This is a genomic window from Nocardia sp. NPDC055165, assembly GCF_053606985.1.
Window position 1 is genome coordinate 166,912 of sequence record NZ_JBSGSS010000012.1, and the last position, 20,718, is coordinate 187,629.

At 67.5% G+C, this 20,718-nt stretch carries 19 protein-coding genes; 14 read left to right on the plus strand and 5 right to left on the minus strand.

Going from position 1 to position 20,718, the window contains the following annotated elements:
- Positions 1-8 precede the first annotated feature (8 nt).
- Entirely contained in the window at positions 9-4,076 is a 4,068-nt protein-coding gene (gene eccCa / locus ACWFRF_RS24135; protein ID WP_452452362.1) for a type VII secretion protein EccCa, read from the plus strand.
- 8 nt (positions 4,077-4,084) lie between these two features.
- Here eccCa and ACWFRF_RS24140 read toward each other — a convergent pair whose 3' ends face one another.
- Positions 4,085-4,684 (minus strand): GNAT family N-acetyltransferase, encoded by a 600-nt coding sequence (locus tag ACWFRF_RS24140; RefSeq protein ID WP_378993618.1) that lies wholly within the window; start codon positions 4,682-4,684, stop codon positions 4,085-4,087.
- On the minus strand, positions 4,681-5,490 hold the full coding sequence (locus ACWFRF_RS24145; protein WP_452452364.1) for a GntR family transcriptional regulator: 810 nt from the start codon (positions 5,488-5,490) through the stop codon (positions 4,681-4,683). Before ACWFRF_RS24145 ends, ACWFRF_RS24140 begins: the two co-directional genes overlap by 4 nt.
- Positions 5,491-5,663: 173 nt before the next feature.
- On the opposite strand from ACWFRF_RS24145, the gene ACWFRF_RS24150 reads away from it, so the two are divergent.
- Positions 5,664-6,164, plus strand: a complete 501-nt coding sequence (locus tag ACWFRF_RS24150; protein ID WP_378993616.1) for a DUF4254 domain-containing protein — start codon at positions 5,664-5,666, stop codon at positions 6,162-6,164.
- Positions 6,165-6,217: 53 nt separating this feature from the next.
- Here ACWFRF_RS24150 and ACWFRF_RS24155 read toward each other — a convergent pair whose 3' ends face one another.
- Complete coding sequence (locus ACWFRF_RS24155) at positions 6,218-9,379, minus strand: nucleotide-binding protein (RefSeq protein ID WP_452452366.1); 3,162 nt, start codon at positions 9,377-9,379, stop codon at positions 6,218-6,220.
- Positions 9,380-9,716: 337 nt separating this feature from the next.
- Between ACWFRF_RS24155 and infA the strand changes: the two genes are divergently transcribed.
- The 11 genes from infA (at position 9,717) to ACWFRF_RS24210 (ending at position 17,984) form a co-directional block, all read left to right on the plus strand.
- The gene (infA, locus tag ACWFRF_RS24160) at positions 9,717-9,938 is read left to right on the plus strand and encodes a translation initiation factor IF-1 (RefSeq protein ID WP_003418601.1); all 222 of its coding nucleotides are present in this window, start codon (positions 9,717-9,719) and stop codon (positions 9,936-9,938) included.
- A 145-nt stretch (positions 9,939-10,083) separates the two neighbouring features.
- Entirely contained in the window at positions 10,084-10,197 is a 114-nt protein-coding gene (rpmJ, locus tag ACWFRF_RS24165) for a 50S ribosomal protein L36 (RefSeq protein ID WP_056818299.1), read from the plus strand.
- Between the two features lie 180 nt (positions 10,198-10,377).
- On the plus strand, positions 10,378-10,749 hold the full coding sequence (gene rpsM / locus ACWFRF_RS24170; protein WP_067448181.1) for a 30S ribosomal protein S13: 372 nt from the start codon (positions 10,378-10,380) through the stop codon (positions 10,747-10,749).
- 9 nt (positions 10,750-10,758) lie between these two features.
- The gene (rpsK, locus tag ACWFRF_RS24175; RefSeq protein WP_019045110.1) at positions 10,759-11,172 is read left to right on the plus strand and encodes a 30S ribosomal protein S11; all 414 of its coding nucleotides are present in this window, start codon (positions 10,759-10,761) and stop codon (positions 11,170-11,172) included.
- A gap of 24 nt (positions 11,173-11,196) precedes the next feature.
- Positions 11,197-11,802, plus strand: a complete 606-nt coding sequence (rpsD, locus tag ACWFRF_RS24180; RefSeq protein WP_301904992.1) for a 30S ribosomal protein S4 — start codon at positions 11,197-11,199, stop codon at positions 11,800-11,802.
- A gap of 91 nt (positions 11,803-11,893) precedes the next feature.
- Positions 11,894-12,952 (plus strand): DNA-directed RNA polymerase subunit alpha, encoded by a 1,059-nt coding sequence (locus ACWFRF_RS24185; RefSeq protein ID WP_056818293.1) that lies wholly within the window; start codon positions 11,894-11,896, stop codon positions 12,950-12,952.
- A 21-nt stretch (positions 12,953-12,973) separates the two neighbouring features.
- Positions 12,974-13,486, plus strand: a complete 513-nt coding sequence (gene rplQ, locus ACWFRF_RS24190) for a 50S ribosomal protein L17 (RefSeq protein ID WP_452452370.1) — start codon at positions 12,974-12,976, stop codon at positions 13,484-13,486.
- Positions 13,487-13,577: 91 nt separating this feature from the next.
- Positions 13,578-14,390, plus strand: coding sequence for a tRNA pseudouridine(38-40) synthase TruA (truA, locus tag ACWFRF_RS24195; RefSeq protein WP_379315348.1), 813 nt, complete (start codon positions 13,578-13,580; stop codon positions 14,388-14,390).
- A gap of 304 nt (positions 14,391-14,694) precedes the next feature.
- Complete coding sequence (locus ACWFRF_RS24200) at positions 14,695-15,672, plus strand: AraC-like ligand-binding domain-containing protein (protein WP_452452372.1); 978 nt, start codon at positions 14,695-14,697, stop codon at positions 15,670-15,672.
- Positions 15,673-15,918: 246 nt separating this feature from the next.
- The gene (locus tag ACWFRF_RS24205; RefSeq protein WP_452452374.1) at positions 15,919-16,869 is read left to right on the plus strand and encodes an AraC-like ligand-binding domain-containing protein; all 951 of its coding nucleotides are present in this window, start codon (positions 15,919-15,921) and stop codon (positions 16,867-16,869) included.
- 167 nt (positions 16,870-17,036) lie between these two features.
- Positions 17,037-17,984, plus strand: a complete 948-nt coding sequence (locus ACWFRF_RS24210; RefSeq protein ID WP_387449001.1) for a nitrilase-related carbon-nitrogen hydrolase — start codon at positions 17,037-17,039, stop codon at positions 17,982-17,984.
- A gap of 38 nt (positions 17,985-18,022) precedes the next feature.
- Here the strand turns inward: ACWFRF_RS24210 and ACWFRF_RS24215 are convergent, their stop codons facing one another.
- Both ACWFRF_RS24215 and ACWFRF_RS24220 read right to left on the minus strand, forming a co-directional pair.
- Positions 18,023-18,220, minus strand: a complete 198-nt coding sequence (locus ACWFRF_RS24215; RefSeq protein WP_452452376.1) for a hypothetical protein — start codon at positions 18,218-18,220, stop codon at positions 18,023-18,025.
- On the minus strand, positions 18,126-19,400 hold the full coding sequence (locus ACWFRF_RS24220) for a helicase HerA domain-containing protein (RefSeq protein WP_452452378.1): 1,275 nt from the start codon (positions 19,398-19,400) through the stop codon (positions 18,126-18,128). The genes ACWFRF_RS24215 and ACWFRF_RS24220 overlap by 95 nt, the downstream gene beginning before the upstream one ends.
- Positions 19,401-19,681: 281 nt before the next feature.
- Between ACWFRF_RS24220 and ACWFRF_RS24225 the strand changes: the two genes are divergently transcribed.
- On the plus strand, positions 19,682-20,647 hold the full coding sequence (locus ACWFRF_RS24225) for a helix-turn-helix domain-containing protein (protein ID WP_379315901.1): 966 nt from the start codon (positions 19,682-19,684) through the stop codon (positions 20,645-20,647).
- Positions 20,648-20,718: the final 71 nt, after the last annotated feature.

The window sequence follows — 20,718 nt, forward strand, 5'->3', positions numbered from 1 at the left end:
AGGGTTCGATGGCAACCGAAGGTTTCGTCCGTCGCCCCCGGATCGCGCCGCCGCGCGCACCGGGTGGTGAAGTAGCGCTCACCCCGCCGCCGGAGATCCAGCGCGCCATCCCGTCGCCGCTGATGATGAAGCTGATGCCCGTCATCATGGTGGTGGCGGTGGTCGGCATGATCGCGATGATGGTCACGATGGGCCGCAATCTGCTGGCCAATCCGATGATGATGATGTTCCCGATGATGATGCTCATGTCGATGGTCGGCATGATGGCGGGCATGCGCGGCGGTGGTCCCAAGCGCGCCGTCGAGCTCAACGAGGAACGCAAGGACTACTTCCGGTATCTCGACCAGGTGCGCAAGGACGTGCGCACCACCGGCACCAAACAGCTCGAGACGCTCGGCTGGAGTCATCCCGAACCCGCCGATCTGCCCTCGCTGATCGGGAGCAGGCGGATGTGGGAGCGCCGCCCCAACGACCCCGACTTCGGGCATGTGCGCGTCGGCGTCGGCAGCCACCGCCTCGCCACCAAGCTGGCCAGGCCCGAAACCGGCCCGCTCGAAGACCTCGAACCGGTGTCCACGGTGGCGCTGCGCCGTTTCGTCCGCACGCATTCGGTGGTGCACGAACTGCCGACCGCGGTCTCGCTGCGGGCCTTCCCCGCCATCAATATCGGTGGCGACCTCGACGAGGGCCGCGAGCTGGTGCGGGCCATGCTGATGGAACTGACCACCTTCCACGGGCCGGACAATCTCGTCGTCGCCATCGTCTGCGCCGATCCCGATACGCACTGGGCCTGGGCGAAATGGCTTCCGCACGTGCAGCATCCGTCGGTGCGCGACGGACTGGGCTCGGCGCGGATGATGTACACCTCGCTGGGCGAGCTCGAATCGGCGTTGCAGACCGAGCTGATGGAACGCGGCCGGTTCATGCGCAATCCGCAGCCCACCCAGGGCCGGTTGCACCTTGTGGTGGTGATCGATGACGGCTACATCAGCGGTAACGAGCGCACCATCAGCGAATCCGGCCTCGACTCGGTGACCGTGCTCGATCTGACCGCGCCGGAGAACGGACTCGCGGCGCGCCGCGGCCTGCAACTGGTCGTCGCCGACGGCGCGGTGTCGGCGCGCAGTGCCGCCGGGGTGGAACGGTTCGCCACGGCCGACGAGGTCAGCGCGGCCGAGGCGGCGGCCTTCGCGCGCTCACTCGCCCGCTACCGGCTCGCGACGGCCGCGCAGATCGTCAGCCTGGGGGAGGGCACCACCAGCGACCCCGGCCTGATGGCCCTGCTGCGCATTCCCGACGCCGCCCAGATCGACCCGGCCAGGGTGTGGCGACCGCGAACCGCGCGGGAACGCCTGCGGGTGCCGATCGGCATCACCCCGGACGGCACGCCGGTCGAGATCGACATCAAGGAGTCGGCCGAGAACGGCATGGGCCCGCACGGCCTGTGCATCGGCGCCACCGGCTCGGGCAAGTCGGAGTTCCTTCGTACGCTGGTACTTTCGCTGGTCACCACGCATTCGCCGGATGCCCTCAACCTGGTGCTCGTCGACTTCAAGGGTGGCGCGACGTTCCTCGGCCTCGACTCGCTGCCGCACGTCGCGGCCGTGATCACCAACCTCGAGGACGAGCTCTCGCTGGTCGACCGCATGAAGGACGCGCTGGCCGGTGAGATGAACCGCCGCCAGGAGCTGCTGCGCTCGGCGGGCAACTACGCCAACGTCACCGACTACGAGAAGGCAAGGGCGGCAGGCGTTCCGCTCGACCCGCTACCCGCGCTGTTCGTGGTGGTCGACGAGTTCTCCGAATTGCTCTCGCAGAAACCGGATTTCGCCGAACTGTTCGTGATGATCGGCCGTCTCGGTCGCTCGCTGCACGTGCATCTGCTGCTGGCCTCGCAGCGCCTGGAGGAGAACAAGCTGCGCGGCCTGGAATCGCACCTGTCCTACCGGATCGGTCTGCGCACCTTCTCGGCCAACGAATCGCGCGCGGTACTCGGAATCACCGACGCCTACCACCTGCCCAGCGTGCCCGGCGCGGGCTACCTGAAAAGCGATGCCTCCGAACCGCTTCGGTTCAACGCCAGTTACGTCTCGGGTTCCTATGTCGCGCCGGTCGGCACAGTCATAGACGACGACGGCGCGCCGGTCGGCGGGCAACGGCCCGTGGTGTTCACCGCGGCCCCCGTCGAAGCCGCCGAGCTCGAGCCGGAACACGAGGAGACCGACCCGATCCTGCGCGGTCGGCCGGAACTCCCACCACCGCCCCCACCCGGTGGTCAGAGCGCCGAGGAGGGTATCCCGGATTCGTTGCTCGACGTGGTGGTCAAGCGGCTGACCGGGCACGGCAGGCCCGCCCACGAAGTGTGGCTGCCACCGCTGGAGGAATCGCCGACCGCCGACATGTTGCTGCCCGACCCCGACTGGCGATCGCCGGTGAACCGGCACGGTCAGCTGTGGATGCCGATCGGTGTCATCGACAAGCCCTACGAGCAGCGCCGCGACGTGCTCACCATCAATCTCGCGGGCGCACAGGGCAATGTCGCGGTGGTCGGTGGCCCGCAGTCGGGCAAGTCGACCACCTTGCGCACGATCATCCTGGCCGCGGCCGCCACGCACACGCCCGAGCAGGTGCAGTTCTACTGCCTCGACTTCGGTGGCGGCAGCATGGCCGGTCTGGTCGGGATCCCGCACGTCGGTTCGGTTGCCGGTCGTCTCGACGGCGATCGGGTCCGGCGCACCATCGCCGAGCTCACCACCCTCATGCGGCAGCGCGAGGAACGATTCGCCGAGCTCGGCATCGAATCCATGGCCGAGTTCCGCCGTCGCAAGTTCTCCGCGCTCGAGGCACGACAGATCAACGGGACCACCGCCGCACCGGGCGACCTGCTCGCCGCCGACCAGTTCGGTGACGTGTTCCTGGTGATCGACGGCTGGGGCGCCATCCGCGAGGAATTCGACATCCTCGAACCGCTGATCAATGCCATTGCCACCCAGGGTCTTTCCTTCGGCGTCCACCTGATGATCGGCGCCTCGCGCTGGGCCGAGATCCGGCCGGTGGTCAAGGACCAGGTCGGTACCAGGCTGGAGCTGCGCCTGGGCGACCCCGGTGACTCGGAGATGAATCGCCGCACCGCGCACCAGGTTCCGGTCGGCAGGCCGGGCCGGGGTCTCACCCGCGAACAGTTGCACATGCTGATCGCGTTGCCCCGCCTGGATTCGGACTCCGATCCGTCCACGGTCGCCGACGGTGTCACCAGGGCGCGGGAAGAGCTCATCGCGCTGTATCCGGGACGCCGTGCCCCGCAGGTGCGCATGCTGCCGCTGAGCTTCCCGCGCGACGAGGTCGTCGCCACCGCCAAGGGACAGGGTGTCAAGCTCGACCGCAGCAAGGTCGTCGTCGGTCTCGGCGAGTCCGAATTGCAGCCGCTGGTACTGGATTTCGGTCTCGAACCGCACTTCATGGCCTTCGCGGACGTGGAATGCGGCAAGACCACGCTGCTGCGCAACATCGTGATGAGCATCGCCGAACAGTCCGACGCGTCCGAGGCGCGGGTCATCCTGATCGACTACCGGCGCACCATGCTCGGTGTGCTCGAGGGCGATCAGCTGGCCGGATACTCGACCTCGTCACAGACCTGTGGGCCGATGATCGCCGAGGTGGCGGGCTACCTGGCCAAGCGAATTCCCGGTTCCGACATCACCCAGCAGCAACTGCGTGAACGCAGCTGGTGGTCGGGCCCGGAGATCTATGTCGTCGTCGACGACTACGACATGGTGGTCACCGGATCGGTCAACCCCTTCGCCCCGCTGCTCGAATACCTGCCGCAGGCACGCGATATCGGCCTGCACCTGGTCGTCACCCGCCGTATCGGTGGCGCGTCGCGTGCGCTGTACGACCCGGTGCTCGGCGCGATGAAGAACCTGTCGGTGCAGACGCTGATCATGAGCGGTTCCCGGGACGAGGGAAAGCTGATCGGCGATGTCCGCCCGAGCAAGATGCCGCCCGGCCGAGGCACGCTGGTCTCCCGCAGCCAGGGCATCGAACTCGTGCACATCGCCGACCTGCCACCGCTGTAACCCCGCACTCAGCCGGGGAAGTGATCCATCAGCGGCAGTGCCGGGACGGAGCGCCGGTGCGCCGGGCGGCGGACCGGTGAACCGCACCAGCTGTCGGTGCGGCGTTCGAACAGCGCGCAGGACGGGCCCCTCGCCAGTGGGTCGGCGATGCGGGCCAGGGTGAAGCCGGCGCGGCGGTAGTAGTCGTGCAGGTGGCGGTTGGCGGTCCAGGCATCGAGGCGGACCCAGTCCCGGTGCTTCTGGTCGGCCAGCCGGGCGGCGTGGGCGAGCATCCGGTGCCCCACCTGCAGACCCGCGAACCGCAGGTCGACGATCATGAAGTGCACGATCACCGACTCGGCCAGCTCCCACGTCGACCACAGGCCGGGATCGGCTCGCTGGTTGACCGTGATCGTCCCGGCGGGCTCACTGTCGACCTCCGCGATCCACGTCTCACCGCGATCCAGGGCCCGCCCGACCGCCCCGGCGAAGATCTCGATCGGTCGACCGCGTCCCGCCACCGTCCACTGATCCGACCCGCGTGCCGTCAGCCACGACGTGCGCTGCACGCGCAGGCGGCAGATCAGCGGCAGGTCGCCCAGGGTGGCCGGGCGCAGGCGCACCGTCATGGCAGCGCGACGGCCAACCCGGGTGCGATGCCCAACGTGCGGGCGATGACGTCGGTGCCCGTGTTGTCGCCTAGCTGATAGGCCAGCTGGTTGCGGCCCGCCAGGGAACGGTGGCGGGTGGCGCGGGTGACGCGTTCATGGTTGGCGCCGATGCGCAGATGGTCGAGCAGGACGGTGCCGGTGGCGACGCCGAGCACTGCCGCTTCTTCGGCGGTGGCGGCGCGCGCCAGCACGGTGTCGCGGTGGGCGGTCTCGCCGTAGCCGCGATCGGCCAGGCGGCGGGTGGTGCCCTCGGGGATGTCGTGTGGCGAGTCGATGCCCGCGGCTTCGGCGAGGTCGCGGGGATAGAAACTCACCTCCCACGACCACGGTTCGTTGTCCAGGTGCTGCACCACCGTGCGCGCGAGCACCCAGGAATCGGCGGCGACACCGAGCCAGCGCGCGACTTCGGTGTTCGCGGGTTCCATCCTGGTGCTGAATTGCTTGGACGGTTCCCGGTTGGCCGCGCGCGCGATCTCCTCGAAGATGTCGTGCGCCGACCTGGGTCGATCGCGCCGGATGTGGTCGGTGACCACCGACTCCAGGACCTCCTGGTTACGCACGATGGTGCCGCGGGAAGTTGCTGTGTAGACGAGATTTTCGGCGACGAGCACCTGAATCGCGTTGCGCGAGGTGGTGATCGATACCTGCATCTGATCGGCGAGCTCGGAGTGGCTGGGTAACCGGTCGCCCGGTTTCCATGTGCCCGCGTGGATCTCCTCACGGAGGAGGTTCGCGATCCGGAGATAGGTCGGACCGTCCGCCATCATGCTCCTCGGTAGGTCGTGCAGGTAACGAAGTGTACTCGTATCGGTTACCTACGGCCGAGTAATGCTTGACAGAAAGCTTGCGAGGTTTATTGTAATGAACGTCCTGATCCGGTGCTCTGCGGCGATGACGGCGAGGCAACGTGGCTGGTTCGGAGAGTTCTACAGTTGTAATGGCTTTCCCCGACACAGTGCGGAGTGTCGATACCGCCGGGCTCCCGGCAGCTACCGGTCTGTTACCCCTCTCCGACATTCTCGTCCGGGCGTGTCGCGGACATCGGGTGGTCGGCGGACCGCTGCTGTGGTTCGCGCGTGATCTGGCCGTGCTGCACGAGAAACGGATCGTCGGGCGCGGGGGGCGAGTCGACACCGACCCGGTGGTCCTGCGCGAAATCGACTGTCGGCGTAGTGAACTGGTGCTGGCGATCGACGACTGGGTTTTGCGGGCCATCCCGCAGCACCGCCTCGGCGCCACGCTGCACACGGAGACCGTCGGCTCGGTCATCGACCGCATGGCCGAGGCTTCCGTGCGAGCGCACCACGCCCTGATGACGTTGGCGGCCAACGACGAAATGCTGCACTGCGCGTGGCATCACCTGGCCGAACTGGCCGACGCCTACGACGATCTGGTGCGTGACGTACTGGCCGGGCGCAGGCGGCTGCCCGAGTGGTGAGCTAGCACCTCGACCGCACACCACGCCCCGCGGGGCGTGGTGTGCCGTGCGTGTCAGCCGAGGCGGTGGTGGTGGACGCCGAACTCGTCGGCCACCGTCGCCGCCAGTTCCACGTACGCGCGCTTGGTGGTCTTGTGCAAGCGGTGCAGGTCGATCTCGGCGCCCTCGGAGAGGTGCTCGTCGAACGGGATGATGTGAACGGCGCGGCAGCGGGACAGGAAGTACTCGCGCAGCTGCTGGACACCGACGTTCGGTGAGCCCTCGCGCGGGAGGTTGATCACGACCACCGCGTTGCGGACCAGATGGTCGTGGCCGTGCAGGGACAGCCAGTCCAGGGTCGCGGCGGCGCTGCGGGCGCCGTCGATGGCGGCCGAGGAGATGAGCACGAGCGAATGGGCGAGGTCGAGGACACCGCTCATCGCCGAGTGCATCAGACCGGTGCCGCAGTCGGTGAGAATGATGTTGTAGAAGCGCTGCAGGATGCGGGCCACGGCCCGGTATTCCTCGTCGTTGAACGCCTCCGACGCGGCCGGATCGCGCTCGCTGGCAAGGACTTCCAGGCGACTCGAGCCCTGGGAGGTGTGCCTGCGGACGTCGGAGTAGCGCTGGATCGCCGGGTCGAGCAGCAGGTCGCGCACGGTCGAGCGGGTCTGGATGGCGACGCGCTGCGACAGGGTGCCGAAGTCGGGGTTGGCGTCGACGGCGATCACTCGGTCGCCGCGGATCGAGGCGAAGATCGAGCCGAGACCGGTGGTGGTGGTGGTCTTGCCGACGCCGCCCTTCAGTGAGAGGACCGCGATGCGGTAGTCGCCGCGCACAGGCTGGCGGATACGGGCCACGAGTTCCTGCAGACGCAGCTCCTCGGCGGACATCCCCGGGTTGATCGCACCGCCGGACACGTGATGCACGGCCTTGCGCCAACCACTGCCGGGAGCCTTCTTGGCGCGCTTGACCGGGACGTCGTCGAGCGAGGGCTGGTAGCCCTGTGGCTGTGCGCCCCAACCCGGTTGGCCGTAGGGCTGCTGGTGGCCCTGCTGGTAGTTGCCCGGCTGCTGGTACTGCTGCGGCGCGTTCGGCTGCTGGTACTGCTGTGCCGGTGTGCCGTCGGGCTGGTACTGCGGGCCGGGCCCGTTGGGCTGGTTGTACTGCTGTGCCGGTGTGCCGTCGGGCTGGTACTGCTGACCGGGGCCTTGCGGCTGCTGGTACTGCTGTGCCGACGTGCCGTCGGGCTGGTACTGCGGAACGGGCGTGCCGTCGGACTGGTACTGCGGGGCCGGACCGTTCGGCGGGAACTGTTGCTGCGCCCCCTGATTCGGCTGCTGATAGTGCGGAGCGGGGGAGCCGTCCGGCCGATACTGCTGCACGGGGGCGCCGTCGGGCTGCTGCGCGGGTGCGGCATCGGGCCGATACTGCGGTGCCGCGCCCTCGGGCCGCTGGGCGACGCCGTCGGGACCGTACGTGGGCAGACCGTCGGGCTGCTGGTGCTGGGCCGGGGTGCCGTCGGGGCGGGGATACGGCGACGCGGTGTCGGCCGCCTGCACGAATTCACCCGAGCGATACCCGGTCTGCGCGGCGCGTGCTTGTTCCGCGGGGTTCGTGCCACCCTGCCGACTCGCCTGACCGTGCTCACCCGGCGCACTGCCCTGTAGCCGCGGATCATCGGACCGGTACACCTCGGTCCGCCCATCCGGCGCATGCGTCGGCGCGACCGGTGTCGGGTCACCGGGGACCGAGTTGTACTGCGTCGCGGGGTAAGCCGACGGCGGCACGCGCTCGCCCGATGCGTACGGCGACCGCTGCTCGGTAGCCGGCGGCTGCTGCGGAGCTACGGACTCGGCGGAGCTGTACGGCGACCCGTGTCGTGACGCGACCGCGTCCTCATCGGGCGCGGACCGCCCGTCGGCCGAGTGGCGCGCACCGGTTGTCGGCGATTCGGTGGCCTCCGCGGCGGTTGTCGCCGGGGATGGTTCGGCCACCTCGGCAGCTGCGCGACGAGGCGGTGTGGCCTGCTCGGCTTCCTGGAACGACGACGGCAGACGAGGTTCCACATCGGCGGACTGCGCGACCTCGCTGGGCGCGGGTGTCGACGGTGTTTCTGTGGCGTGTTGTTCGACCTCGTCCCGTGCGGTGACCGGCGATGGCGCATGGTCTGCCTGCTCGACCGCCTGATCGGCGCCGATCGGCTGCGGTTCGGCGGCGACCGGCCGGGATTCGGTGGTGGTCGGCTGCGGTTCGGCGGCGACCGGCCGGGGCTCGGCGGTAGTCGGCTGCGGCGGGACGGTCAGGCGCGGTGGGGCATGGGTCGGACGCGCGGGAGGGTCCGGCAGCGGAGGGGGCGGGGGAAGGTCGGGGCGCTGCTGGTTCGGGCCGAGCGGGGTGAAGCCGGTCGACGGTGGCGCGGGCGTCCGGGTCGGGAGCGCGTTCGCGGCGTGGTCCACGGCCTCGCTGGTCGGCGCGGGTATTGCCGGGCCCGTGTGTGTGGGCACGCTGGTGGGCGACGGCGGGAGCGGAGGGGGTGTGCCGGTGGATGTCGGCGCGTGATCTGCCGGTGGCTGACTTGCCGACCACGGAGCCGCTGTCGACGCCTGACCGCCTGCCCACGGCGCCGGATCCGCGGCCGAGGGCCCCGGAATCGACGACGGACCGTTGGCGTCCGGTCGCGGTGCCGGATCCGCCGATGACAACGGCGCGTTGACCGGGGGAGTCAGCGGGTTCGGGGCGGCCTGCCACCCGGCGTTCGGCTGTGGCCACCCGGCGTTCGGCTGTGCGGGCGCGGCCTGCTGGTATTGCGACGCGTCGCGGCCGGTCTGGGGTGCGGGCTGCTCGTAGGTGGGCTGCGGACGCGGTTGCTCTTCGCGGCGGGGCTGCTGGTGGGACGGGCCGGGGATCAGCGGGTCGGCGGGCTGCTGCGGGGTGGACCAGCCGGAACCGGACTGGTGGGTCGGCTCGGCGGGGCGGCGCTGGTCGACAGCCTCGCCCGGACGTGGGGTGGCTGCCTCTTCCTCGGATTCGCGATCCTTGCGGCGGCGCCTGCCCTTTTCCTTGCGCGGCGCGTCGTCACCGCGTCCGCCCATGAAGCGGCGGCGTTTGGGTGCGTCGTCGATCTCGTCGTCCTGGGGCAGGTTCTCGACCGGAGCCTCGTAACCGACCTGTGTGACGTCGCTCTCCGACAGCCACGGCGGCAGCATGGGGAGGCTGTCGTTGTTGCGGCTCACCGGCACGCCTCGCTCACCAGGGTCCCCCGATCTGATCGACCCACTTCTCCGACGCCGGTGAGTTTACGCGACAACCCCCACGGCGTGGTGGCCGCCCGGTGGCTCGACACCGTGCTCAGGGCGGCGCGCTCGCAGGCCTCCCGATTGTGCGGCACGGGGCCCGGTCAGGGTGTACGGTTCGGGGCACTTTTGCCTCTGGCCGCCCGGCCCGGTAAGCTTGAGCGGCGGTGCACCTATGCGCCGACTGTTCGCATGCATGTCGACGGGCTCTTGGTTGACGCTACACACGCGGACGGCCATCAAACTCAGGTTGAGCGTAACCGGGATCGCGGAGGATATGGCGAAGAAAGACGGGGCCATCGAGGTCGAGGGTCGAGTTGTCGAGCCGCTGCCCAATGCGATGTTCCGGATCGAGCTCGAGAACGGTCACAAGGTTCTCGCGCACATCAGCGGAAAGATGCGGCAGCACTACATTCGTATCCTTCCGGAAGACCGCGTTGTCGTCGAGCTGTCGCCGTACGACCTCTCACGCGGCCGGATTGTCTACCGCTACAAGTGATGCCTGACGGCGTCGCGAGCCTCACCGGCGCGCGGCGTCGCACAGTGTCCCGGCAACGGGACGCACACCAGACTTCCCCGGTCCTCTGGCTGGGGAAAAACTGTGTTCACACCACCTGTGTGGACCAATACAAGATTGGACTGACGTGAAGGTTAATCCGAGCGTCAAGAAGATCTGCGAGAAGTGCAAGGTGATCCGCCGTCATGGTCGGGTCATGGTGATCTGCGACAACCTGCGCCACAAGCAGCGTCAGGGCTGATACAGCCTCACCACCGGGCACCGATCGTCTGATCGGACTGACCGAAAGAAGCACTCCCAGTTCCAGCACGCACGTACTTGTGCGCGCCATCCACCGGCACGGAGGCCGGTGCCCCCACCTTTGTGAAGACGGGGGGACGGACGGGGAGCAGACCTCCGCAACCATTAAGGAACCTGCCACATGGCACGTCTGATGGGCGTTGATCTCCCGCGCGAAAAGCGCATGGAGATCGCGCTGACCTACATTTTCGGAATCGGGCGCACCCGCGCCACCCAGATCCTGGCCGAGACGGGCGTCAGCCCCGACCTGCGCTCCAAGGACCTGAACGACGACGACCTGGCGAAGCTCCGCGAGTACATCGAGGCTTCGGACTACAAGGTCGAAGGTGACCTGCGCCGCGAGGTTCAGGCCGATATTCGTCGCAAGATCGAGATCGGCTGCTACCAGGGCATCCGCCACCGTCGTGGCCTGCCCGTTCGTGGTCAGCGCACCAAGACCAACGCGCGTACGCGCAAGGGTCCGAAGAAGACCGTCGCCGGCAAGAAGAAGTAGGGATAGCGTATGCCTCCGAAGAGCCGGGCCGCTGGCCCGAAGAAGACTCAGAAGTCGCGTCGCCGGGATAAGAAGAACATCCCGCACGGCCACGCGCACATCAAGAGCACGTTCAACAACACCATCGTCTCGATCACCGACCCCGAGGGCAATGTCATCTCGTGGGCGTCGTCGGGTCACGTCGGTTTCAAGGGTTCGCGTAAGAGCACCCCGTTCGCCGCGCAGCTCGCTGCCGAGAACGCTGCCCGCAAGGCGCAGGAGAACGGCGTCAAGAAGGTCGACGTGTTCGTGAAGGGCCCGGGTTCGGGCCGCGAGACCGCGATCCGTTCGCTGCAGGCCGCGGGCCTGGAGGTCGGCTCGATCTCCGATGTCACTCCTCAGCCGCACAACGGCTGCCGTCCGCCCAAGCGGCGTCGCGTCTAATAGCGGGAAAGGAAAAAGCTCAAAATGGCACGTTATACAGGCCCCATCACCCGCAAGTCGCGTCGTCTGCGCGTCGACCTCGTCGGAGGCGACCAGGCGTTCGAGCGTCGTCCTTACCCGCCCGGCCAGCACGGCCGCGCGCGGATCAAGGAATCCGAGTACCTCATGCAGCTGCAGGAGAAGCAGAAGGCTCGCTTCTCGTACGGCGTCATGGAGAAGCAGTTCCGTCGTTACTACGAAGAGGCCAACCGCCTCAAGGGTAAGACCGGCGACAACCTGCTCCGTCTGCTCGAGTCGCGTCTGGACAACGTCGTGTACCGCGCCGGTCTGGCCCGTACCCGTCGTCAGGCCCGTCAGCTGGTCAGCCACGGTCACTTCATCGTCAACGGTGTCAAGGTGAACGTCCCCAGCTACCAGGTCTCCCAGTACGACATCATCGATGTCAAGGAGAAGTCGCTCCCGACGCTGCCGTTCCAGGTGGCTCGCGAGACCGTCGGCGACCGTCCGGTTCCCGGTTGGCTGCAGGTCGTCCCCGGCCGCCTGCGCATCCTGGTGCACCAGCTGCCCGAGCGCGCGCAGATCGATGTGCCGCTGCAGGAACAGCTCATCGTCGAGTACTACTCGAAGTAATCGCTTAACGGTGGGGGTCGCTACGCGGCGACCCCCGCAATCACTGACGAGGCATCAAATAGCGGATGCCCTGAACAGGAAGTAGATCCTCATGCTGATTTCCCAGCGTCCGACACTGACCGAAGAGGTTGTGGCGGAGAACCGCTCGAAGTTCACCATCGAACCCCTCGAGCCGGGCTTCGGTTACACCCTCGGCAACTCGCTGCGTCGTACCCTGCTGTCCTCCATCCCGGGGGCCGCGGTCACGAGCATCCGCATCGACGGCGTCCTGCACGAGTTCACCACCGTCCCCGGCGTGAAGGAAGATGTCACCGACATCATCCTGAACCTCAAGGGTCTGGTCGTGTCCTCCGAAGAGGACGAGCCGGTCACCATGTACGTGCGTAAGCAGGGCCCGGGCACCGTCACCGCCGGTGACATCGTTCCGCCTGCCGGCGTCATCGTGCACAACCCGGACATGCACATCGCCACCCTGAACGACAAGGGCAAGCTCGAGATCGAGCTCGTCGTCGAGCGGGGCCGCGGTTACGTGCCCGCCGTGCAGAACAAGGCGACCGGTGCGGAAATCGGCCGGATCCCGGTGGATTCGATCTACTCCCCGGTGCTCAAGGTGACCTACAAGGTCGAGGCCACCCGTGTCGAGCAGCGCACCGACTTCGACCGTCTCATCCTCGACGTGGAGACCAAGAACTCCATCACGGCTCGGGACGCGCTGGCTTCGGCCGGTAAGACCCTGGTCGAGCTCTTCGGCCTGGCCCGTGAGCTCAACGTCGAAGCCGAGGGCATCGAGATCGGCCCCAGCCCGGCCGAGGCAGATCACATCGCCTCGTTCGGTCTGCCGATCGAGGACCTGGACCTCACCGTCCGGTCCTACAACTGCCTCAAGCGCGAGGGTGTGCACACGGTGGGCGAGCTCGTTGCCCGCACCGAGTCGGACCTGCTCGACATCCGCAACTTCGGCCAGAAGTCCATCGACGAGGTGAAGGTCAAGCTGCACACGCTGGGCCTCTCGCTCAAGGACAGCCCGGCGTCGTTCGACCCGTCCTCCGTGGTGGGTTACGACGCGAGCACCGGAACGTGGAGCGACAGCGGCACGTTCAGTGATACCGACGGCGGCGAGCAGGACTACGCCGAAACCGAACAGCTTTAATACGCCCAGGAGAAACCCACAATGCCCAAGCCCAAGAAGGGCCGCCGGTTCGGCGGCTCGGCGTCGCACCAGAAGGCGATCTTCGCCAACCTGGCCACGGCGCTTTTCGAGCACGGTCGGATCACGACCACCGAGGCCAAGGCCAAGGCGGTGCGTCCCTACGCCGAGAAGATCATCACCAAGGCGAAGGGCGGCAGCCTTGCCGACCGTCGTGAGGTGATGAAGGACATCCGCAACAAGGACGTCGTGCACGTCCTGTTCGCGGACATCGGCCCCTCGTTCGAGGGTCGCGAGGGTGGCTACACCCGCATCACCAAGGCGCTGCCGCGCAAGGGTGACAACGCGCCGATGGCCATCATCGAACTCGTCCGCGAGAAGACCGTGACCAACGAGGCCGATCGGGCCCGTCGCGTCGCCGCTTCGCAGAAGACCGAAGAGGCCCCGGCCGCTGAGGTCGAGGAGACCGTCGCCGACGAGACCGAGGCTGACGCCCCGGCCGCCGACGAGGCCGCCGAGGACAAGAAGGACGCCTGATTCTCAGGAGTTCTGCCGAGCCCGTCACCCTTCGTGGGTGGCGGGCTCGGGTCTTTTCCGCGTGCGAATTCAGGAGGATGGCATGACTCGGGTGCGGCTCGGGATCAGTTATGACGGCACCGATTTCACCGGCTGGGCACGGCAGCCGGGGTTGCGCACCGTGCAGGGCGTGCTGGAGGAGTCGCTGTCGAAGGTGTTGCGTGAGCCGCTGCAGCTGACGGTCGCCGGCCGCACGGACGCGGGTGTGCACGCCGAGGGACAGGTCGCGCACTTCGACACCGAGTCCGAATTCGACGCCGACAAGTTGCTGTACCGGATGGCCAAGTTCCTGCCCAAGGACGTGCGGATCACCGAAATCCGTACCGCTGTGCCCGAGTTCGACGCCCGCTTCTCCGCGATGCGCCGCCACTACGCCTACCGGCTCACCACCGCCCCCTACGGCGCCCAGCCGTTGCAGGCGCGCGGGGTGGTGCCGTGCAAGCCCGGCGTAGAACTCGAGGCCATGCGCGCCGCTTCACGAAACCTGTTGGGCCTGCACAACTTCGCCGCCTTCTGCCGACGTCGCGAGGGCGCGACCACCATCCGCGAACTCCAGCGCTTCGACTGGGAACGTGACGGCGACCTGCTCACCGCCTACGTGAGCGCCGATGCCTTCTGCTGGTCGATGGTCCGCAGCCTCGTAGGCGCCGTCCTCGCGGTCGGCGAGGGCCGCCGCGCCCCCGAATGGACTACGTCCCTGCTCGCCGAGACGGCACGTTCCAGCTCGGTGACGGTAGCTCCCGCCCACGGTTTGAGCCTCATCGCCGTCGACTATCCGGCCGACGCCGACCTCGCCGCGCGTAATGCCCAAACCCGGGAATCCAGAACTGTGCCGGTGCCAGAGGGTGGTTGCTGCGGCGATTAATAGCCGTATCCGTTCACCGAATTCTGTGACACCTGAACTGTCGAGTGGCGATCCGATATTTGTTCGAGACTTTCCCTAGTCGAAGAAAGTAAGGAAATTTTCTTGTCTCGGCCGCCGAGTTGTGGTGGCGGCGCTCACGTTATCGGTGTGGTAATCGGGGGCGATGCTAGATTTCCCAGACGATGGATACTTCCTCGGTCACCGCATTCGACGAGTGGCAGCGATCATGGCGGAGACACGAATGGCGTCAGCTGAATTCGGGGCGAGCGTGCGCCCTGTCGCGGTGGAATAGCGACGTCGGGCGATGACGTCGTTCGAAGGATTTCCCGAGATCTGCTCGACCGCGGAGATCGCGCCGCCGGACGCTTTCGCGCATTGGGAACAGCTGGTCGCCGGCGCGATCACCGAGGTGTCGATCGCGCCCACTGTGTCACGCGCGTTCGAGGGGCGGATCAGGTCGGCCGATTTCGGGGACATCTCTGTAGGCACTGTGGTGGCCGAGGGTCACGAATTGCGCCGCACGCGCAGGCATATCGCCAGGGCCGACGATTTCCACGTCATCGGTAGCGTGGTGCTCGCCGGCCACGCCCAGGTGGAGCACGCGGGCAACCGCGTCGAGCTGGCACCGGGCGCGATGATCTTCTACGACACCGCACAGCCGATTCGGTGGCGCTCGGAGGGCCTGATCGAGGATCTCACGGTCCGGGTGCCCCGGCAGCAGGTCGTCGACTACCTGGGTATCCGTGCTGATCTGCTGCCTGCCGGGATGGTGATCGGGGAAGGGGGCGTCGGGTTGATGCTGGCCAGATTCTTCCGCCAGGTCGCCCAGCTGCACAGCACCGATCCGGCGTCGGCGGCGGTGCTCGCGGGCAGCGGTATCGACCTCCTCGGTGCGGCGGCCACCATCGCGGCGGGCGAGCGGCCCGGCCGGGCGCAGATCGCGGCGGTGAACGGGCAGCAGGTGCTGGACTATCTGCGCGCCCATTTCACCGACCCCGAACTGACGATCGAACGGATCGCGGACGGCTGCCGGGTGTCGCGGCGCACGCTCTATCGGGTGGTCGCGGAATTCGAGGGCGGGCTCGGGGCGGTCCTGCGCGGAATGCGGTTGGAGCGAGCGCGGGTGTTGCTCGTGGCGAGCGACTTCCGTTCGATCGCCGCGGTGGCGACCGCATCGGGATTCGCCACCGAGCGACAGTTCTATCGTGCGTTCCACGCGGCGACGGGTATGACGCCGGGTGAATACCGAGTAGTAGCTCGTTCCGGCGCCGATATCGGCTGACGATTGCCGTCAAGCCGGGTTAGGTGATGTGCCTCACATGGATGTTTCATATTGAAAGACCCGGGTCGGTTATCCGCTGGAATCGGCGGTGCTAGACGCATTTCCGATGTCGGCAAACCATCCCATTCGGAAACAGCTGATGGAAATTGGACGGTTGATCTGGCAGGCTCGGCCACGGGCGAGCCCGACGATTGTGCGACGCCAACTGTTTGCTGTTCGACTCGGATAGGAAGCGAGGTGGTTGGCATGGAGATCGCGCAGACCCGCGCCGGAGCACGCGAATCGTTTGCCGAATGGGAGTCGCTGCTGTCGGAGAGTTACGTCCCGCTGATGGCGGATCCGAGCGGTGACGGCACCTTCCACGGCCGCATCGAGCGCAGCAGTCACCCCGGCTTCGATCTGTCGACGGTCCGCGCGAGCGGCCAGCGCATCCGCCGCACCCCGCGCGGAATCGCGAAGACCGACGGTGAATTCCTCCTGGTTTCCATCCTGACCGAAGGTTCCGGACTGCTGCACCAAGACGATCGGGTCGCCTTGGTTCGCCCCGGCGACATGGTCTTCTACGACACCTCGCGCCCATACCACTGGGAGCTGGAGGGTCCGTGGGCGCAAGTCGTGGTGCAGACGCCACTCGAGGTCCTGCGTCAGCAGCTCGGCCCGGGTGGATCCCCGTTGCCGACCGCGGTGACGGTCACCGCTGACAGCGCGGGCGGAGTGGTCGCCGGCTTCTTTCGCGATCTGGCCCGCATCCAGCAGAGCGCTCCCGGCCATGCGACTGTCCTGGCCGACAACGGGGTCAAACTGCTCGCCTCCGCGGTCCGGCTGGCCTCGGGGGAGATCCCGTCGGGTCAGCCCGCGCAGGCGCTGTCCCGCGAACAGGTGCTGTCCTTCATGCGGACCCGGTGCGCCGACCCGGGCCTGACCATCGACGACATCGCCCGTGCCTGTCTGGTGTCGCGTCGAACGCTGTACCGGCTCTTCGGTGATGTGGAAGACGGACTCAGCGCCGTGCTGCGGCGTATGCGAGTGGAATGCGCGCGCACCCTGCTCACCCGCGACCCCGGCCGCGCGACCGCGACGGTCGCGCTCGCGTCCGGCTTCGCCTCGGAGCGACACTTCTTCCGGGCCTTCCGGCTGGAGACGGGGATGACTCCCGGCGAATTCCGCATGCTCGCGTCGAGCGCGCTGTCTATCTGATACCGCCGTTCTCACGCGATATTCGGTAGACCCTCAGCGAAACTCATCGCAATCGGCGGATTGGCACAAACCGTCAGTCGGCTGGCACGGGATGACAGTTTGTGTGGCGCCATTCTGCGAGAGAGTGAATTGAACACTCTTCACTGGTTGAGCGACAAGGGGGCACGATGAGTCGGGTACGCGTGGCAGCGGTGCAAGCCGAGCCGAAGTGGTTGAATCTGTCTGCCGGAGTCGAACAGACAATCGAATACATCGCGTCGGCCGAACGCGGCGGCGCGCAAGTGATTGCTTTTCCGGAGACATTCCTGCCCGGATTCCCGTGGTGGATGTGGCTCAATTCGGTCGATTGGGGCGAGGAATTCCTGGCCAGGTATCTGGCCAACGCGCTGACCGCCGACGGCCCCGAACTGCGCGCCATCGCCTACGCCGCCCGGCGCACGGGCGTGCACGTCTCGATCGGCTTCGCCGAGCGGGCCGGACACGAGGTCTTCATGTCCCAGGCGCTGATCGATGCCGACGGCACCATCGCCGTCGCTCGCAAGGCGGAACCGACCGGGCTCGAGCGCACTGTCTTCAACGCCGCGCCCGGTGGGGGACCGCTGGTTCGTGACACCGTGCACGGCCGGATCGGTGTACTCGGCGGCGCCGATCATCTCCGTGCCGACCTGCGTGGACAGATGCACGATCAGCGCGAGCAGCTCCACATCGCCGCGTGGTCGGGCTTCACCGTGTACTACGGGGAGGGCAAGGAATGGGGGCCCGATCTCAATACCGCCGCCAGTGTTCGCTACGCGATGGACGGATCGACCCATGTCATCGCGCCCGTCGCGGTCGTGCCGGTGGCAGGCTGGGAGGTCGTCGACGCGCGGATGCCGGAGCGGCGCCTGCTGCGTGGTGGTGGCGGGGTCTCGCGAATCTTCGGGCCCGGCGGACTCGAACTCGCCGCACCGCTGGCCGAAGGCGACGAGGGACTGCTCTACGCCGATCTAGATCTCGGCCGCACCGTGCGCCCGGCCACCGCGGCCGCGCCCCGCGGTGAGCGCCTGCCGCTCCGGGTACCGAGCGGTCGGATCGTGCGGCGTGAGCCGGTGCGCGTCGGCCTCACGGGGGCCTGAGACGACGGCCGCGAACCACAGTGCGACGAAGCCGGCGGTCATCGCAGCGGCACCGAGACATCGGCGCCCGCTTCACGGGTAAGCCGGGCGTTCACCTTGGCCAGTGCGGGCGTCGGGACGAATCCGCCCGCCAGCAACGCCTCACCCTGCCGGAACCAGGGCGCCTGGGCGAGCAGGCCGCTCGGCGCGTAGCCGAAGTAGGTGCCGAGTTCCTCCAGGTCGGAGGGGGAGGTCATCTTCATCAAGGCGAGGTTGTCGCACTGAGAGATGATGCCGGGGTGCACCTTTGACGGCCGCTGTGTCGACAGCAGCAACCACAGGCCGAATTTGCGCCCCTCGGCGGCGATCTGGATCAACCGCTCGCGCACCGCGACGGCCACCGGCGATTCGAGTCGGGGTGAGGCGAGGTTGTGCGCTTCGTCGATCACCAGCAGAACCGGGCGGCGTTCCTCGCGCTTGGCCCCACAGATCGTCGAGCAGCGACAGGGCGACGACGAGTTGCTGTGCGGGCGTGGAGAATCCGCCGAGATCCAGGACTGTCACATCGGGGCGATCGGCGACGATCTCGGTGACCGCCTGGTCGGCTCCCGCCCAGACCTCCCAGTCGAGCAGTCCCAGATTCTCCACGCGCATCGCGAGCCGGCGGCGAGCCGTGTTCTCGACAGCGCGCAGGTTGTCCAGTACATCGTGGATTTCGCCGGACATCGCCGATGCCAGATGGATCAGTTCGTTGAACTCCTCCCTGTCGGCCACCGGATCCAGCTGCAGCACAGCGGCCTTCGAGGTCAAGGGCATGTCGATGAACTTCGCCCGCAGGCGACCGGGTGGTTCGGATTTCGGTCGCAGGACGCGGATATCGCGCTGGCGCAGGGCCTGCGCGGTGGGGCCGGTGGCGCCGGGGATCACCTCGCCGATGCGGACGAAATCGGAATTCGGGTCGAAGATGACGATCGGCAGCGCGGTGTACGCGATCAGCTGCTCGAGGACCACGCCGAGAGCGTAGGTCTTGCCGGAACCGCTCTGTCCACACCAGAACGTGTGCCGGTTGAAACGGGTGGGGAGCAGTCGGGCGGGGCCGCCGGGCGCCGACAGGCTCACGCCGACCTCGAGCTCGGCGCCGGTGGTGTGGTGGAGCGCGGCGACGGTGTCGCGATCGGCGGGGCCGATCTCCCCGCCGTCGAAGGCGTGACTGGCTCTGGTGTCGATCCCGTCATCGGTGAGTTCGCCGATCAACCTGCCCCGCAGCCCGACGGGCACGGTCGCCGTGCGCTCCTCGACCAGCCCGAGCTGCCTGCGCCCCGCGCAACTGACCACGATCAGGGATCCGGCGGGGAAGGGGCTGGCCGCGGCGTTCTCGACGACGAACGAGCGGCCGTCCTCGGAGCGCACGGACAGGACGGCGGATTCGGCAGACATGGACGTGTCCTCCCGGTGGCGCGTCGACGAGCATCCTGCTGGCAACCACCAGTTAACACGGCCCGGTCACGTCTTCCGGTACACCGCGCGCACGTGTGTCGGGTGCTGTCCGCGGCCCTCGTACCGGAGCGTGCTGAAAGAGGCTTGCGCAGAGAGGTTTTACCTGGTCAAGACCGAATGTAAGTACATTTGCAATTGCATTCGAGGCGCGGAGCGGGGGTATTCTTCTGGGCGATGCCGCACTGACGGCAGCACCCGATTCTCGTTTCCGGAGGTCGCCTGTGGCGAACGAAACGACGACGCTGGAGTTCTCGGCGCAGACACCGCGCAGTGCGGAGTTCGAGCAGTGGGAGGCGTTGATGACGAAGACGTATTTCCCACTCGCGCTCGATCCCACATTGGACGCGCCCACGTTCGGCAGGCTCACCAGCAGTGCCTTGCCCGGTGTCGCCGACTTCTCGCTGACCGCGCTCGCGGGTGGGAATCAGGAATTCCGGCGCACCAAGACGCATGTGGCGTGTGCCGACGAGGAATTCCTGCTTGTCAGCATTCAGGTCGCCGGTCATGCCCGGCTCACCCAAGACGGCCGCTCGGTGCTACTGAAGCCGGGCGAAATGACGTTCCTCGACACCGCGCGGCCCTCGCTCTGGCACGACAGCGTGTCCTACGAGCAGGTGCTCGTGCGAGTGCCCACGCGACTGCTCCGCCTGCAGCCGGGTCTCGCCGAGGTCCGCATACCGACCGCCACCGCGATTGCTCCGGACAGCCCGGCGGGTGTGGTGGCCACCTACTTTCGTGAGCTCGCCCGGGTTCGCGCGCAATCGCCCGCACAGGCCGACATCCTGGCCAGGAGTGCGCTCGACCTCCTCGGCTCGGCGGTGCTGCTCGCCGCGGGGAGCGAACCTGTCGAGGCCCCTGCCGACGCACTCAGTCGCGAACACGTCATGGTCTACCTCCGAAAGCGGTGCACCGACCCGGAATTGACCGTCGACGAGGTGGCCGCGGCCTGTCACATCTCGCGCCGCACGCTGTTCCGAATCTTCGACGGCACTGGCGACAGCCTCAGCACCACCCTGCGCAGATTGCGGATCATGCATGCGCGCAAGCTGCTGGCCCGCACGAGAAGCCACCCGCCCGCAGCGGTCGCCTACGCCTCGGGATTCGCCTCCGAACGGCACTTCTATCGGGTGTTCCAGCAGGAAACCGGGATGACGCCCGGCGAATATCGGCAGTCACACATCGGCTGATCAACGTGGCACTGATTGTCAGAGGCTTGGCGCGGGAGGACTGCCGACACGATCGTTCTCGCAGCACACTG